The organism is Pseudomonas lactis, assembly GCF_001439845.1.
GTDB lineage: Bacteria > Pseudomonadota > Gammaproteobacteria > Pseudomonadales > Pseudomonadaceae > Aquipseudomonas > Aquipseudomonas lactis.
Genome location: NZ_JYLO01000002.1, coordinates 459,816 through 473,704, shown reverse-complemented (window position 1 = coordinate 473,704; position 13,889 = coordinate 459,816). Strand labels below are relative to the sequence as shown.

Annotated in this window: 16 protein-coding genes; 8 read left to right on the top strand and 8 right to left on the bottom strand. The window is 61.5% G+C overall.

What is annotated here, in order from left to right; all coding sequences use genetic code 11:
• Nucleotides 1–168: 168 nt before the first annotated feature.
• The 3 genes from TX24_RS05005 to aroC form a co-directional block, all read right to left on the bottom strand.
• Nucleotides 169–699, bottom strand: a complete 531-nt coding sequence (locus TX24_RS05005; protein ID WP_057709808.1) for a 1,2-dihydroxy-3-keto-5-methylthiopentene dioxygenase — start codon at nucleotides 697–699, stop codon at nucleotides 169–171.
• Nucleotides 696–1,859: an MFS transporter gene (locus tag TX24_RS05000; protein ID WP_003192784.1), complete on the bottom strand. Its 1,164-nt coding sequence runs from the start codon at nucleotides 1,857–1,859 to the stop codon at nucleotides 696–698. The genes TX24_RS05005 and TX24_RS05000 overlap by 4 nt, the downstream gene beginning before the upstream one ends.
• A gap of 75 nt (nucleotides 1,860–1,934) precedes the next feature.
• Nucleotides 1,935–3,026: a chorismate synthase gene (gene aroC, locus TX24_RS04995; RefSeq protein ID WP_003192786.1), complete on the bottom strand. Its 1,092-nt coding sequence runs from the start codon at nucleotides 3,024–3,026 to the stop codon at nucleotides 1,935–1,937.
• Between the two features lie 143 nt (nucleotides 3,027–3,169).
• Between aroC and TX24_RS04990 the strand changes: the two genes are divergently transcribed.
• Both TX24_RS04990 and TX24_RS04985 read left to right on the top strand, forming a co-directional pair.
• Nucleotides 3,170–4,132: an alpha/beta hydrolase gene (locus TX24_RS04990; protein WP_003192787.1), complete on the top strand. Its 963-nt coding sequence runs from the start codon at nucleotides 3,170–3,172 to the stop codon at nucleotides 4,130–4,132.
• Between the two features lie 99 nt (nucleotides 4,133–4,231).
• Nucleotides 4,232–5,035 carry a hypothetical protein gene (locus TX24_RS04985; RefSeq protein ID WP_003192788.1) on the top strand — a complete coding sequence of 268 codons (804 nt, stop codon included), beginning with the start codon at nucleotides 4,232–4,234 and terminating at the stop codon, nucleotides 5,033–5,035.
• 128 nt (nucleotides 5,036–5,163) lie between these two features.
• Here TX24_RS04985 and prmB read toward each other — a convergent pair whose 3' ends face one another.
• Entirely contained in the window at nucleotides 5,164–6,072 is a 909-nt protein-coding gene (gene prmB / locus TX24_RS04980) for a 50S ribosomal protein L3 N(5)-glutamine methyltransferase (protein ID WP_057709807.1), read from the bottom strand.
• 239 nt (nucleotides 6,073–6,311) lie between these two features.
• On the opposite strand from prmB, the gene TX24_RS04975 reads away from it, so the two are divergent.
• From TX24_RS04975 to TX24_RS04955, 5 genes are all read left to right on the top strand, one after another.
• Nucleotides 6,312–6,902 (top strand): cysteine hydrolase family protein, encoded by a 591-nt coding sequence (locus TX24_RS04975; RefSeq protein ID WP_003192792.1) that lies wholly within the window; start codon nucleotides 6,312–6,314, stop codon nucleotides 6,900–6,902.
• A 136-nt stretch (nucleotides 6,903–7,038) separates the two neighbouring features.
• Nucleotides 7,039–7,359 carry a hypothetical protein gene (locus TX24_RS04970; RefSeq protein WP_003192794.1) on the top strand — a complete coding sequence of 107 codons (321 nt, stop codon included), beginning with the start codon at nucleotides 7,039–7,041 and terminating at the stop codon, nucleotides 7,357–7,359.
• A 75-nt stretch (nucleotides 7,360–7,434) separates the two neighbouring features.
• Nucleotides 7,435–7,992, top strand: a complete 558-nt coding sequence (locus TX24_RS04965) for a Smr/MutS family protein (RefSeq protein ID WP_003192796.1) — start codon at nucleotides 7,435–7,437, stop codon at nucleotides 7,990–7,992.
• 78 nt (nucleotides 7,993–8,070) lie between these two features.
• Nucleotides 8,071–8,616, top strand: coding sequence for a GTP cyclohydrolase I FolE (gene folE, locus TX24_RS04960; protein WP_003192797.1), 546 nt, complete (start codon nucleotides 8,071–8,073; stop codon nucleotides 8,614–8,616).
• 101 nt (nucleotides 8,617–8,717) lie between these two features.
• The gene (locus TX24_RS04955) at nucleotides 8,718–9,089 is read left to right on the top strand and encodes a glutathione S-transferase N-terminal domain-containing protein (RefSeq protein ID WP_003192799.1); all 372 of its coding nucleotides are present in this window, start codon (nucleotides 8,718–8,720) and stop codon (nucleotides 9,087–9,089) included.
• 120 nt (nucleotides 9,090–9,209) lie between these two features.
• On the opposite strand, the gene TX24_RS04950 is transcribed toward TX24_RS04955, so the two are convergent.
• Genes TX24_RS04950 through TX24_RS04940 form a run of 3 tightly spaced genes read right to left on the bottom strand, consistent with a single transcriptional unit; the run spans nucleotide 9,210 to nucleotide 12,146 of the window.
• Nucleotides 9,210–9,530 carry an AtuA-related protein gene (locus TX24_RS04950; RefSeq protein ID WP_003192800.1) on the bottom strand — a complete coding sequence of 107 codons (321 nt, stop codon included), beginning with the start codon at nucleotides 9,528–9,530 and terminating at the stop codon, nucleotides 9,210–9,212.
• Nucleotides 9,527–10,852, bottom strand: a complete 1,326-nt coding sequence (locus TX24_RS04945; RefSeq protein ID WP_057709806.1) for an acyclic terpene utilization AtuA family protein — start codon at nucleotides 10,850–10,852, stop codon at nucleotides 9,527–9,529. Before TX24_RS04945 ends, TX24_RS04950 begins: the two co-directional genes overlap by 4 nt.
• A gap of 1 nt (nucleotide 10,853) precedes the next feature.
• Entirely contained in the window at nucleotides 10,854–12,146 is a 1,293-nt protein-coding gene (locus tag TX24_RS04940) for a CitMHS family transporter (protein WP_003192804.1), read from the bottom strand.
• Between the two features lie 125 nt (nucleotides 12,147–12,271).
• Here TX24_RS04940 and TX24_RS04935 point away from each other — a divergent pair, with 125 nt between their 5' ends.
• Nucleotides 12,272–13,168, top strand: coding sequence for a LysR family transcriptional regulator (locus TX24_RS04935; protein WP_057709805.1), 897 nt, complete (start codon nucleotides 12,272–12,274; stop codon nucleotides 13,166–13,168).
• A 102-nt stretch (nucleotides 13,169–13,270) separates the two neighbouring features.
• On the opposite strand, the gene TX24_RS04930 is transcribed toward TX24_RS04935, so the two are convergent.
• Nucleotides 13,271–13,873: a glutathione S-transferase family protein gene (locus TX24_RS04930; RefSeq protein ID WP_003192808.1), complete on the bottom strand. Its 603-nt coding sequence runs from the start codon at nucleotides 13,871–13,873 to the stop codon at nucleotides 13,271–13,273.
• Between the last annotated feature and the right edge of the window lie 16 nt (nucleotides 13,874–13,889).

The window sequence follows — 13,889 nt, the reverse complement described above, 5'->3', positions numbered from 1 at the left end:
ATTCCTCCTATTGACAGATGGCATAAACATTGGCGCTGAACAGAGAGTTACATAACGAGTGGAATCAAAGCGCACAGTGCAGAACAAACAGCTTTGCCCTACAAATAATTAAGCTTCTTCCCACAGCAACTTCCAACTTGCCAGGGTTGAACATTCAGTTATTTGTGCTTAGTCATCGAGTCCTGGAAAGCGTGTGGCAATCGCATCACAGGTCAACGAGGGCACAGCGCCCTGGGCTGTGTTGAACAAACGCAGTGTCACACAGTGCGGGTTTTCGCCCATGTCGAACCAGTGCGGTACACCGGCAGGGATGATCAGCAAGTCATTCTTCTCACAGCGCAAGCTGTACACATAGTCGCCTATGTGCAGCGTAAACAGCGCCTGGCCTGCGATGAAGAAACGCACCTCGTCTTCACTGTAGGTACGTTCATCCAGGAACTGTGCGCGTAACTCGTCCTTCTGTGGATGGTCTTGGGTCACGCGCACCACTTCCACAGCGGCGTAGCCGAGGGCTTTGATCTGAGCCTGGTAGGCGGCAATCATTTCAGCATCCGTGGCGCCCTTTTCGATTGGGCCGGGCTGCCAGCGTTCGAACCGCACACCGTGCTCGGCCAGGGTCGACTGGATATCCTCGGCATGGGTCAACACTTTGTTTGGGGTGTCCGGGGTGGCGATGGAGTAGACGGCTACATAGCTCATTGCACGGTTCCTTGGTTCGGCTCTTGCAATCGAAGGCCAATGATAATGGCGGCGGCCAGGGCCGCGAGGCTGGCGATACTGAACGTGAAGGTTGGCCCCAGCAGGTTCCAGCTGTAGCCGGAATACAGGGCGCCGAGCGCGCCGCCGGTGCCGGCCAGCGCGGCATAAAGGGCCTGGCCCTGGCCTTGCTGGCGGTCGCCGAAGCTGCGTTGCACAAAGGCAATCGCCGCTGCATGGAAGCTGCCAAACGTGGCGGCGTGCATCAGTTGCGCCACCAGCAGCAGCCAGAAAACCTCGGCAAATGAACCCAGCAGCCACCAGCGCAGCGCGGCCAGCAGGAAACTGGCGAGCAGCACCCGGCGCACCGAAAAGCGCGCAAGGATACGGCTCATGGCCAGGAACATCAGCACTTCCGCCACCACCCCCAGCGCCCACAGCAGGCCAATCACGCCACGGCTGTAGCCCAAGTGCTCCAGGTGCAAGGTGAGGAAGGTGTAATACGGGCCATGGCTCATTTGCATCAGCGCCACGCAGGCATAAAACGCCAGCACGCCAGGGCTGCGCAATTGCTTGAGGAAACCCTCACCGGCCAAGCGGTTGCCGTGGCTGACAGGCTGCGCGTTCGGTACCCAAAGGCTGGCGCCGATGATGCCGGCCATGATCACCACGACCGCCACCGGGTAAATATCCAGGCTCAGCCAATCGAACAGCCGCCCCATGACCACCACGGTGAGGATAAAACCAATGGAGCCCCACAGACGGATCTGGCTGTAGCGTGAGGTTTGCGTGTGCAGGTGGGCCAGGGTGATGACTTCGAACTGCGGCAGCACTGCGTGCCAGAAGAACGCGTGCAGGGCCATCACCAGCGCCAGCCAGGCGTAGGTCTTGCTGACGAAAATCAGGCAGAAGCTGGCCAGGGTGCACACCGCGCCGAACCGCACGATGGCCAGGCGCCGGCCGGTGTAATCGCCGATCCAGCCCCACAGGTTGGGGGCCACGCAGCGCATCAGCATGGGGATGGCCACCAGTTCACCGATGCGTGCGCTGGAAAAACCCAGGTGATCGAAGTAAAGCGCCAGGAACGGCGCTGTCGCCCCCAGCAGGGCGAAGTAAAAGAGGTAGAAGCTGGAGAGGCGCCAGTATGGCAGTGGTTGGGGCATGCTATTGGGGCTGCTTCGCAGCCCAGCGCGAGCAAGCTCGCTCGCCACAGCAAGCGCGCTCATTGCCCCAGGCGATCACAGCTGGCCCAGTATCGGGGTACTCACGCGCACATCGGCATTTTGCCCACGGTTACGCAAGAGGTGGTCCATCAGCACGATGGCCATCATGGCTTCGGCAATCGGTGTGGCGCGGATGCCGACGCACGGGTCGTGGCGGCCCTTGGTGATCACGTCCACCGGGTTGCCGTGCACATCGATCGAACGGCCTGGTGTGGTGATGCTCGACGTGGCCTTGAGCGCCAGGTGCGCCACGATCGGCTGGCCGGAAGAAATACCGCCAAGGATGCCGCCCGCGTTGTTGCTGAGGAAACCTTCAGGGGTCATCTCATCGCGATGCTCGGTACCGCGCTGGGAGACGCAGGCGAAACCAGCGCCGATTTCCACGCCTTTCACCGCGTTGATGCTCATCAGCGCATGGGCCAGTTCGGCGTCGAGGCGATCAAAGATCGGCTCGCCCAGGCCCGGCTTCACCCCTTCGGCCACGACGGTGATCTTCGCGCCGACCGAGTCCTGGTCGCGGCGCAACTGGTCCATGTAGGCTTCCAGCTCCGGCACCTTGTCCGGGTCGGGGCAGAAGAAGGCGTTGTCTTCGACGCTGTCCCAGGTCTTGAACGGGATTTCAATCGGGCCCAATTGGCTCATGTAGCCACGGATGACGATGCCCTGGGTGGCCAGGTATTTCTTGGCGATGGCGCCGGCGGCCACGCGCATGGCGGTTTCACGCGCCGAGCTGCGGCCACCGCCACGATAGTCGCGTTCGCCGTATTTGTGATGGTAGGTGTAGTCGGCATGGGCCGGGCGGAACAGGTCCTTGATCGCCGAGTAGTCCTTGGACTTCTGGTCGGTGTTGCGAATCAACAGGCCAATGGCACAGCCCGTGGTGCGGCCTTCGAACACTCCGGAGAGGATTTCGACTTCGTCCGGTTCCTGGCGCTGAGTGGTATGGCGGCTGGTGCCGGGCTTGCGGCGGTCAAGGTCGCGCTGCAGGTCGTCCAGGCTCAGCTCGAGGCCTGGTGGGCAGCCGTCGACAATGGCGACCAACGCCGGCCCATGGCTTTCGCCCGCGGTGGTGACAGTGAACAGCTTGCCGAAGGTATTGCCGGACATGCAGGGCGCTCCGTGAAATCAGTTGAATCAAGTCAACCGTAATAACTTAAGGCGGCCAGTATACGCAGGCTAACCGACTAGTTCATCCTCGAAACCTTACCGGTAGACGTTGGTCCAACCGGCACCTCTCCAATGATGGCGCTATGATGCTGCGAGTTCTGCTGTTCACCCTCACCCTGTTCACCGCCGTGGCCCAGGCCGCCTCCCCTGTCGTCTTGCAACGCCCGATCAGCCTGGACACCGGCAGCGGCCAACTCTTTGGCTCGCTGCTGTTGCCGCAATCGGATAAACCGGTGCCGGTGGTGCTGATCATCGCCGGCTCCGGCCCCACCGACCGCAACGGCAACAGCGCCGACGGCGCGCGCAACGACAGCCTCAAGCGCCTGGCCTGGGTACTGGCCCGGCATAACATCGCCAGCGTGCGCTACGACAAGCGCGGCGTGGCTGCAAGCCTGGCGGCCACGCCGGATGAGCGCAACCTGACCCTGGAGGCGTATGTGGCCGACGCCGTGGCCTGGGGCAAGTTGCTCAAGGCCGACAAGCGCATGGGCCCGCTGATTGTGCTGGGCCACAGTGAGGGCGCGCTGGTCGCCGCCCTCGCCGCGCCGCAACTTGAACCGGCCGGAGTCATTTCCTTGTCAGGCAGCGCCCGCCCGGTGGACCAAGTTATCCGTCAGCAACTGGCCGATCACTTGCCCCCTGCCCTGTTGCTGCGCAGCAATGAAATCCTCGATCACCTCAAGGCCGGCCAGGTGGACGCCGATGTGCCGCGCCCGCTGGAGGGTATTTTCCGGCCCAGCGTGCAGCCGTATCTGATCAGCCTGTTCCGCGCCGATCCGTCGGCCGCTTTTGCACGCTTGGATATGCCGGCGCTGATTATCCAGGGCACCAACGATATCCAAGTGGGTGTAGGCGACGCCCAGCAACTGAAGAAGGCCAAACCCGACGCGCAGTTGACGGTAATCGAAGGTATGAACCACGTGATGCGCATCGTGCCCAATAACGTGAAGCAGCAACTGGCCTCCTACAACGACCCGAAACTACCGCTGGCTGCGGAGTTGGGCCAACGTATCGTCAGCTTTATCGAAGGACTTCAACCCCGTTAAGCGGCAATTGGCCTCCAGTCCTGGAAAAAACGGCCGATAAGTCCAGAGTCGACAGTAAAAAGACTGTCGGCTCGCAGGGCTTGGACAGGATCGCGCCGCATGACAACCACCGAAACAACACCCGAATCTACCGCCGAGACCCCGGCCGCAACCGAAGCTGCCGCGGCAGCAGCCCTGCCGTGGGCCGACGTTCACGCCGAACACTTCAAGATGCTGCGCCTGGCCCCACTGGCCACCGACCGCGCCACCGGCGCACGGCCATTGCGCTTTGTGCAGTTCGGCTATGCCGAGCGTCATGACAAACACCACAGCCTGTTGCGCATGGTCATCCAGTTACCGGGCCAGCGAGTACGGCGCGAGCAGAATCATCTGGATATCTGGGTCGATCACGATAAACACCGCGTGCACTTCGGCCCCGGCAACAGCCTGGAAATCGAGCCGGCCAACCGCGGTATCGGGCGCTTCCTGGTGGCCCAAGGCGCCGCCTGGGCGAAGAAGAAGTGGTCACACTACCGCGTCGACGGCGTGGACCTGGCCAACAAGGACGCCCTCAACGAAGCCACGCGCCTGCGCCGCGATCACTTCCTGCGTATCCAGGGTTTCGATGTGGCCTACGCCGATGTGCAGCACCTCAAAGGCAATGTGCAACCAGGCAAGGTCGGCGACGTGCTGGACAGCTGGAATACCGAGAAAGTGCAGTTTGTGGAGATCCTCGAAGCCGCGCAGATGCTGCAACAGGCCGACCAGAACCTGGCGGAGCAGGAAGTGAAACTGCGCAAGGAAGAGGAGAAAGTCACCAAGTTCAAGCGTGAGGACAGTGGGCTGCGCTTTACCATCACCTGCCTGGTGGCGTTTACGGTGTTTCAGGCGGGGTTGTTGATCTGGATTGCCACGCACCGCTGATAGATTGAAATGCAATCAAAATGTGGGAGCTGGCTTGCCTGCGATAGCGATGTATCAGTAGCACAAGTGCAAGCTGACCCACCGCTATCGCAGGCAAGCCAGCTCCCACATTGACCGAGTTTCTGCAGTTATATCCGGGCAGCGAAAACGGCCTGGTGTTGGCGGCACTGCTCAGCCGTCAACATAAACACCCCATGCCCACCGCGCTTGAAGTCCAGCCAGGCAAAGTCCACTTCCGGATACAGCGCCTCGACATGCACCTGGCTGTTGCCCACTTCGACAATCAGCAAGCCCTTCTCGGTCAGGTGGTCCGCCGCTTCAGCCAGCATCCGGCGTACCAGGTTCAGGCCGTCGTCACCGCAGGCCAGGCCCAGTTCCGGTTCGTGTTGGTATTCGTCGGGCATGTCGGCGAAATCTTCGGCATCCACGTAGGGCGGGTTCGACACAATGAGGTCGAAACGCTGGCCGGGCAAACCGTCAAAACCATCGCCCTGCACGGTGTAGACGCGCTCGTCGACGCCATGGCGCTCGATGTTCTGGTTCGCCACTTCCAGGGCTTCGAAGGACAAGTCTCCCAGCACCACTTCGGCCTCGGGGAATTCATAGGCACAGGCGATGCCGATGCAACCGGAGCCGGTGCACAGGTCGAGGATGCGTGCCGGCGGCTGGGCCAGCCAGGGTTCGAAGCGGTCTTCAATCAGCTCGCCTATGGGTGAACGCGGGATCAATACGCGCTCATCGACGATAAACGACATGCCGCAAAACCAGGCTTCGTTCAACAGGTACGCGGTAGGCACTCGCTCATGGATACGGCGATGCAGCAAGCGCTGCACGTGGGAGATTTCCTCTTCTTCCAGGTTGCAATCCAAATAGCTGTCGGCGATTTCCCACGGCAGGTGCAAGGCGCCCAGCACCAATTGCCGGGCTTCGTCCCAGGCATTGTCGGTGCCATGGCCAAAAAACAGGTCTTCCCCATGGAAACGGCTGACAGCCCAACGGATATGGTCGCGCAAGGTGCGCAGGCGGGAAGTGATCACGGGGCAAGCTCCTGGAAAAAACGACTGGCGATTCTAACAGCCTTCACCTGTACCGACGATGTACGAAACACCTGGCACCGTACGTCGGATTTCATCCAATTTGCCCGCATTGTGTTAAACAGGCCTGCCTCTTGACATGGCTGCACGCCAGCAACGGCGTACCTTACGATAGTAGCGATTCACAGAAGCGCTCAGCCAGTGGACAATGTCGCAAAAGCCCCACTCACAGGAGCCCCAGAATGTCCGTTCCAAAGACGATGTTTCAACTCAGCGGTCGCGGTTACGCAGCAGCCAACCTCAATCATGCGACCCTGGTGATCATCGACGCCCAGAAAGAATACCTCAGCGGCCCGCTCGCCCTCTCGGGCATGGACGCGGCGGTGCAGAACATCAAGCAACTGGTGACCGCAGCGCGCAGTGCCGGGCGCCCGATTGTGCACGTGCGCCACCTGGGCACGGTGGGCGGCCTGTTTGACCCCCAGGGCGAGCGCGGCGAATTCATTCCGGGCCTTGAGCCTGAAGGTGACGAAACCATCATCGGCAAACTGCTGCCCAGCGCCTTCCATGGCACCGGCCTGGAAAAACACCTGCAAGACCTGGGCTCCCTGGACCTGATCGTCTGCGGTTTCATGAGCCACTCCAGCGTCAGCACCACCGTGCGCGCGGCCAAGAACCTGGGCTTTCGCTGCACCCTGGTGGAAGACGCCTGCGCCACCCGCGACCTGCCGTACAAGGGTGGCATCCTGAGCGCCGAGCACGTGCAGCAAACCGAAATGGCCATCATGGCCGACAACTTCGCCACCCTGGCGCTGGCCAAAGATCTGATCTGACCCTGCTGGCGGTGAGCGGCGTGTTTATTGCTCCGCTCATCCGCAAAGCCCTTTCATTTGGCGCATTTACCCCTCCCCCCGGAACAACCTGTGTATCTTCCGGTCGAAGGGCCGATACCCTGGAGGAAAGGTCGGAATGAAGATATCCGATGGTTTTGATGCTCGTCGCTTGCGCCCCAAAGGCCCGAGCAATTGGCGTCTGCGCCTGGTAGCGTGCATTGCCGCGTTACTGGCGATAGTAGGTTTGTTGTTGGCGGGCGCTGGTGGCGCCGGCCTGTTTGGGCATTCGCCGGCACTCGGCGAACTGAATGCCAGCCCGGGTGGCTCGGCACTCCTGCTGGGTGTCGGCTTGCTGGTGCTGTGGTTGGGTGTGTGGCTGTGGCGTCGCAGCCGTCGGAAAATGCGCCAACCGTTGTCGTTGAATATCGCCTCTCACCTGATGAAAAAGCACGACTGATGGCGCTTGGATAGCGTTTCCTGCGCCCTAGCCGCCGCGATTTAGGTAAACTGCCCGCCCTTCGCGGAGGCTGACATGCAAGACGACGATTTTTCCCTGTTCAAAAACGAGCTGCGCGGCGTCAAGCCGATCAAGCACGACCGCGCCGACACCGGCAAACCCAAGACCGACCGGGCGCAGATCGCCAAGCTGCGCCAGGCCGCGACCGTGCGCACCGATGCCACCACCGTGGATGGCCTGTCGGACCAGTTCGTGATCGACGTCGGCCCCGAAGATGAGCTGATGTGGGCCCGCGACGGCGTGCAGGAAAGCCAGATGCGCAAGCTCAAGGCCGGCCAGATCCCGTTCGAAGGCAGCCTCGACCTGCACGGTATGACCGTGGAAAAAGCCCGGGAAACCCTCTGGGCTTTCCTGGCTGAAGCGACCAAATTCGAAATTCGCTGCGTGCGCGTCACCCATGGCAAGGCTGTGCGGCTGGACGGCAAGCGGCCGATGATCAAGAGCCACGTCAACACCTGGCTGCGCCAGCATGCCCAGGTGCTCGGTTTTACCTCCTGCCAGGCCCGCCACGGCGGTGCCGGCGCGGTGTATGTGATGCTCAAGCGCACCATGATGGAAGGGCGCGACGAGTAACAAGTGCCTTCGTCAGGCTTGCAGCGATGTGTCCGCCACCGTAACCTTGCGCTTTGCGAAAATCCCACAGGTAGTTTCATGTCCCTGGAACAGAATTACACAGAGATTCTCGGCCAACTCGGCGAGGACGTGTCCCGCGAGGGCCTGCTCGACACGCCAAAGCGTGCCGCCAAGGCAATGCAGTACCTCTGCCGCGGTTATGAACAGACACTCGAAGAAGTCACCAATGGTGCCTTGTTCAGCTCTGACAATAGCGAAATGGTGCTGGTCAAGGACATCGAGCTGTACTCGTTGTGCGAGCACCACCTGTTGCCGTTTATCGGCAAGGCCCATGTGGCGTATATCCCGAGCGGCAAAGTGCTGGGCCTGTCGAAGGTCGCCCGCATTGTCGATATGTATGCGCGCCGCCTGCAGATCCAGGAAAACCTCAGCCGCCAGATCGCCGACGCCGTGTTGGAAGTGACAGGCGCCCTGGGCGTGGCCGTGGTGATCGAGGCCAAGCACATGTGCATGATGATGCGCGGTGTCGAGAAACAGAATTCGTCGATGATCACCTCGGTGATGCTGGGCGAGTTCCGTGAGAACGCGGCTACCCGCAGCGAATTTCTCAGCCTGATCAAGTAACCGGCCAGGCAGGAAAAAACCGGCGTTCATCGCCGGTTTTTTTTCGCCTGTAGAAATCAGGTAAGCTGCGCCCCCTCAGTCATGGGCAAGAGGTTTCAGCCATGTTCGTCAAAGCACTTAGAGTGGGCCTCGGCCACGTCATCATCGCGGGCGACTTTCTTACCCGCCCACGCAAAAAACAACGCCCTGCCGAGCAACAGGCCAAGGTCAATGCTGCCGCCAAAGACCTGACCCTGTATCAGTTCCACGCCTGCCCGTTCTGCGTGAAGACCCGCCGCACCCTGCACCGCCTGAATGTGCCGGTGGCCTTGAAGGACGCGAAGAACAACGAACAGGACCGCCAGACCCTGCTGGAGCAAGGCGGCAAGATCAAAGTGCCGTGCCTGCGCATCGAAGAGAACGGCCAGACCACCTGGATGTATGACTCCAAGGTGATCATCGAGTACCTGGACAAGCGCTTCGCCGCAATCTGAAGCCCGCTGCGGTCAATGTAGGAGCTGGCTTGCCTGCGATACGGGCACCGCGGTGCAGCAGATGTACCGAGGTGATGCAATCGCAGGCAAGCCAGCTCCCACATTTGCTCTGCGGTGTTCTTAAGTCTGTATTGCCAGTTCAAGATCCAGCAGTGCCGAGCCCAGGCACTTGCCGTGGGCATCCAGCGCCAGTGAGCGGGTCACGCCGCCACGCAGGATGCCCGGCAACACGAAGTTCAGCGCCTGCACATTCGGCAATTCATAACGCCGAACCGGCTCAGCACCGGGTTCCAGTAAATCCGCGAAGAACGCTGCCACGCGCTCCGCCGTCAGCTGTTCACACAGCAACGGGTAGTCCTGCGCGCGGTAGGCAATGATCGAGATGTTTGACGTGTCGCCCTTATCCCCGGTGCGGGAATGGGCCAGCGTATGCAGTTTCATTCTTCAATCCTCGGTTTGACCGCTTCACGGGGCAACAGCAACGACGCGACCGCCACCACCTGGCGTACGCCCTTGCTCGCCCCACCGCCGCCGGCCGGGCCGTTGGTGTAGAGGGTCTCCACTTCATTGCCGATCCGCACCGCGTCGCCACGCTCCTCACACCGGGCGGCGACCCGCAGGCGCACTTCCCAAGGCTCGACGCTGCTGCGTGGGCCGTGCAGTGAATCCATGCCAATCAACTCGGCGCGCAGGTCCTGCATCTTTACGCCGATCAACGCGAGACGCTTGAGTACCACGTCCCGCGCCAACTCGGCCCGTGCGACAGCACCTGGACCGCCGTAGGACATCTGCCCCTCACCGATCCAACCGTCCAGATAACCGACGCTGACCTTCAGTTGATCAGGCCGGGCACGCCCACTAGCTCCCTGGGCACGCACCCGGTCCACGCCCTCCTCGACAAACCCCACCTGGGAAAAGTCGGCCGTCACATCCGGGGTCAAGTAGGCTGCCGGGTCGTGAACTTCATAAATCAGTTGTTCGGCGCAGGTCGCGCGGCTGACCCGTCCACCGGAGCCTGCCACCTTGGTGATCACTGCATTGCCGTCGGCGTCGACCTCGGCCAGGGGAAAGCCCAGGCGTGCCAGATCCTCAACATCCTTGAAGCCGGGATCGGCGAAGTAACCGCCACTGACCTGCCCCGCGCACTCAAGTAAATGCCCCACCAACGTGCCTCGGCCCAGTCGCGGCCAATCATCGAAGGCCCAGCCGAACTCGAACATCTGCGGCGCCAGGAATAGCGAAGGGTCGGCCACGCGCCCGGTGATCACCACATCGGCGTCGGCACGCAACGCTTCAATAATGCCCTCCACACCCAAGTAGGCATTCGCGGAAATCAGCCGCTCACCCAATGCCCCCACGGTCTTGCCGTTATCCAGCAACTGCTCGGCAGGCAAGGCGTGCAGCACGTCATCGCCGACCACGGCCAAAACCTTGAGGCCCAGGCCCAGCTCGCCCGCAATACGCCGTACTTCCCTGGCCGCCGCCAGCGGGTTGGCCGCGCCCATATTGGTGATCACCCGCAGGCGTCGACGCCCCGCCCGCTGCCCCACAAAGGGCAAGACACGGCGCATGCGCTCAGCCAGCAGCGGGTCATAACCGCCCTGCGGGTTGCTGATACGCGCCTGTTGCGCCAGGGCGATGGTGCGTTCGGCCAGGCATTCGAAGACCAGGTAATCCAGGTCGCCGTGTTCGGCCAGTTCCACGGCAGGTTCTATACGGTCGCCGGAGTAGCCGGCGCCGGAGCCGATGCGCAAGGTGTTCATCTCAAATCACTCCCAGGAGCAACGCCGTCAGGGTCATCAACACCGAGGCGGCAAACAGGAAAGGAATGGTGAAGCGCTGGTGATCGGCCAGTTCGATCTTGCACAGGCCCACCAGCAGGAAGGTCGCAGGCGTCAGCGGGCTGACCGGGAAGCCGGTGGTGTGCACGCCCAGCAGCGAAGCCTGGGCCACCTGAAGCGGGTCGACGCCCAAGGCCTTGCCGACTTCGGCGATCACCGGCATCACGCCGAAATAGTAGGAATCGGGGTCAAACAACATGCTCAGGGGCATGGACAAAAAGCCCACGACGGCCGGGATCAACTTGCCGTGGCCCGCCGGAATCTGCGCCACCGCCACTTCGGCGATGGCCTTGAGCATGCCGGTGCCTTGCATGATGCCGGTAAATACCCCGGCGGCGAGCAGGATACTGGCCATGGTCAGGGCGGTTTTCGCATGGGCGTCGATGCGCGCACGCTGGGCGTCCACGTTGGGATAGTTGATGCACAACGCAACCACGGTGCCGAGCATGAACATTACCACCGGGTCGACCCAGCCGGCGATCATCACCACCATCACCAGCACGGTCAGCATCAGGTTGACCCAGAACAACCGTGGACGACGCAGCGTGATGTCGTCATCGCTGAGCACTCGTTGCGGCACCGCCTCCACGCTGGAACCGGCGCCCAGGCCCAGGCGCTTTTCTTCGCGATGGCCCAGCCACCAGGCGCAGGCGAAGACAAAGATCAGCCCGACGATCTGCACCGGGATCAGCGGCTGGAACAGGTCGGCCACCGGCACATGCAGCGCCGCCGACGAACGCAGCACCGGGCCGGTCCAGGGCAGGAAGTTGACGCCGGCGGCCATCGCACACACGCAGGCGAGGATGCGTTTATCAATGCCGAGGCGCGTATACAGCGGCAGCATCGCCGGCACCGTCACCAGAAAGGTCACCGCGCCAGAGCCGTCCAGGTGCACCAGCAACGCCAGGGTCGCAGTACCCACCACAATTCGTGTAGGACGCGTCCCGACCGTACGCAGGATGCGATCAATAATAGGATCGAGCATGCCCGCATCGGTCATGATCCCGAAAAACAGGATCGCGAACACAAACATGCCCACCACAGGGGCGACGTTCTTGATACCGGTAATGATGAAGGCGCTGGTTTGCAGGCCGAATCCACCGATCAGCGCGGCAATGATCGGCAAGGCGATCAAGGCCACCAGCGGCGAGAGGCGCTTGCTCATGACGGCAGCGAGCAGGCACAGGATGGTGATGACACCCAGGGTTGCGAGCATGGGTTACTCCAGGGCGGCCTCGTTGGCCGGTTATTGTTTTCCCTGGAGTATTGGAATCGCGCTAGGCTTTGTAAATTGCAATATTCAGCCATCAGCGTTCGGAAAAACAAAATGAAGCGGCGCTTATGAAAAACAGCATCCAGCACATTCAAGCCTTCCTTGCGGTTGCCCGCACAGGCAGCTTCACCAAGGCGGCCAACGAATTGCATCTGTCGCCGTCAGCCCTCACCGTGCAGGTGCAACAACTGGAAGACTGGCTCGGCGTCGCCCTGCTCGACCGCAGCCCGCGCCACGTGAGCATTACCGCCGCAGGCCAGGACGCGCGCGGGCCTATGGAAAAACTGCTGTTGGACCTGGACAACATCGTCACCGGCTCCCGCGACCTCGCCGCCTTGCGCCGCGGCGTGGTGACCATTGCCGCCCTGCCCTCAGTCTGCGCCGGCGCCCTGCCCCCGGCCTTGCGCCTGTTTCGCGAACGCTTCGCCGGCATCGAAGTGCGCCTGCATGACCTGGTGGCCCAGCGCATTCATGCAAAGGTTCGCAACGGCGAAGTGGATTTCGGCATCGGCGTGCGCGCCCGCCTGAGCCACGGCCTGGACTTCGTGCCGGTGCTCAATGATCGGCTGTGCGCGTTTGTGCCATCGGGTCATGCGCTCGCCCATCACCGCCAATTGACCCTGGAGCAACTGGCAGACCAGCCGATCATCCTGACCGGGCGCGACAGCAGTGTGCGTGAGCAAGTGGATACGCTGTTCGATGAGACACGGCTAACGTTGAACGCCGGCATGGAGGCCAACTACATGTCGACCGTATTGGCCCTGGTGCGCCAGGGGTTAGGCATCAGTGTGCTGCCGGAGTCGGCGGCGGATAGCCTGAAGGGTTTGCAGCGGATCAACATCGATCATCCCGGCGTGAATCGGGAGATCGGCTTGATCAGCCGTAGCGGCATGGGCTTGAGCCCGGCGGCGCAGCGCTGCTTTGAACTGCTCAACAAAGCACTGCCTGACGCGCCGCCGCGCTGAATGTGGGAACTGGCTTGCCTGCGATGCAGACACCTCGGTTTAGCCGGAGCACCAGGGTGACGCTATCGCAGGCAAGCCAGCTCCCACATTGGACCGAGTGAATCAGTCGAGCATCGGCACATACCGAGGATGACTGGCCACCCGCTGCAACCATGCCTGCACCGCCGGATACGGCGCCAGGTCAAAGCCGCCTTCATGGGCCACATGGGTGTAGGCATACAATGCGATATCGGCAATTGAAAACTGCTCGCCCACTAAATAAGGCGTGGCTTGAAGCTGACGCTCCATCACCTTCAAGGCCTTGTAACCGCCCTTATGGGTGGTTTTATATTCTTCCAGCCGATCCTCGGGCATGTTCAGGTAAAACTGAATAAACCGCGCCACCGCAATGTAAGGCTCATGGCTGTACTGCTCGAAAAACTGCCACTGCAATACCTGGGTACGCAGGCGCGGTTCGGTGGGCAAGAATTCGCTGCCATCGGCGAGGAAGTTGAGGATCGCGTTGGACTCCCACAGGCAGGTGCCGTCTTCGAGCTCCAATACCGGGACCTTGCCATTGGGGTTCTTGGCCAGGAACTCAGGGGTCTGGGTATCGCCCTTGAGAATATCAATATCGATCCATTCATACGGGATGCCCAACAGAGTGAGCATCAATTTGACCTTGTAGCAATTGCCCGACTTGTAATCGCCATAAACCTTGTACATGGGGCTCCCCTTTTCG

Coding starts and splice junctions, on each gene's coding strand:
- folE (WP_003192797.1), top strand. CDS start 8,071: ATGTCCCTGGAACAGAATTACACAGAGATTCTCGGCCAACTCGGCGAG.
- aroC (WP_003192786.1), bottom strand. CDS start 3,026: ATGTCCGGCAATACCTTCGGCAAGCTGTTCACTGTCACCACCGCGGGC.
- TX24_RS04955 (WP_003192799.1), top strand. CDS start 8,718: ATGTTCGTCAAAGCACTTAGAGTGGGCCTCGGCCACGTCATCATCGCG.
- TX24_RS04970 (WP_003192794.1), top strand. CDS start 7,039: ATGAAGATATCCGATGGTTTTGATGCTCGTCGCTTGCGCCCCAAAGGC.
- TX24_RS05000 (WP_003192784.1), bottom strand. CDS start 1,859: ATGCCCCAACCACTGCCATACTGGCGCCTCTCCAGCTTCTACCTCTTT.
- TX24_RS04985 (WP_003192788.1), top strand. CDS start 4,232: ATGACAACCACCGAAACAACACCCGAATCTACCGCCGAGACCCCGGCC.
- TX24_RS04945 (WP_057709806.1), bottom strand. CDS start 10,852: ATGAACACCTTGCGCATCGGCTCCGGCGCCGGCTACTCCGGCGACCGT.
- TX24_RS04990 (WP_003192787.1), top strand. CDS start 3,170: ATGATGCTGCGAGTTCTGCTGTTCACCCTCACCCTGTTCACCGCCGTG.
- TX24_RS05005 (WP_057709808.1), bottom strand. CDS start 699: ATGAGCTATGTAGCCGTCTACTCCATCGCCACCCCGGACACCCCAAAC.
- TX24_RS04935 (WP_057709805.1), top strand. CDS start 12,272: ATGAAAAACAGCATCCAGCACATTCAAGCCTTCCTTGCGGTTGCCCGC.
- TX24_RS04965 (WP_003192796.1), top strand. CDS start 7,435: ATGCAAGACGACGATTTTTCCCTGTTCAAAAACGAGCTGCGCGGCGTC.
- TX24_RS04975 (WP_003192792.1), top strand. CDS start 6,312: ATGTCCGTTCCAAAGACGATGTTTCAACTCAGCGGTCGCGGTTACGCA.
- TX24_RS04950 (WP_003192800.1), bottom strand. CDS start 9,530: ATGAAACTGCATACGCTGGCCCATTCCCGCACCGGGGATAAGGGCGAC.
- TX24_RS04940 (WP_003192804.1), bottom strand. CDS start 12,146: ATGCTCGCAACCCTGGGTGTCATCACCATCCTGTGCCTGCTCGCTGCC.
- TX24_RS04930 (WP_003192808.1), bottom strand. CDS start 13,873: ATGTACAAGGTTTATGGCGATTACAAGTCGGGCAATTGCTACAAGGTC.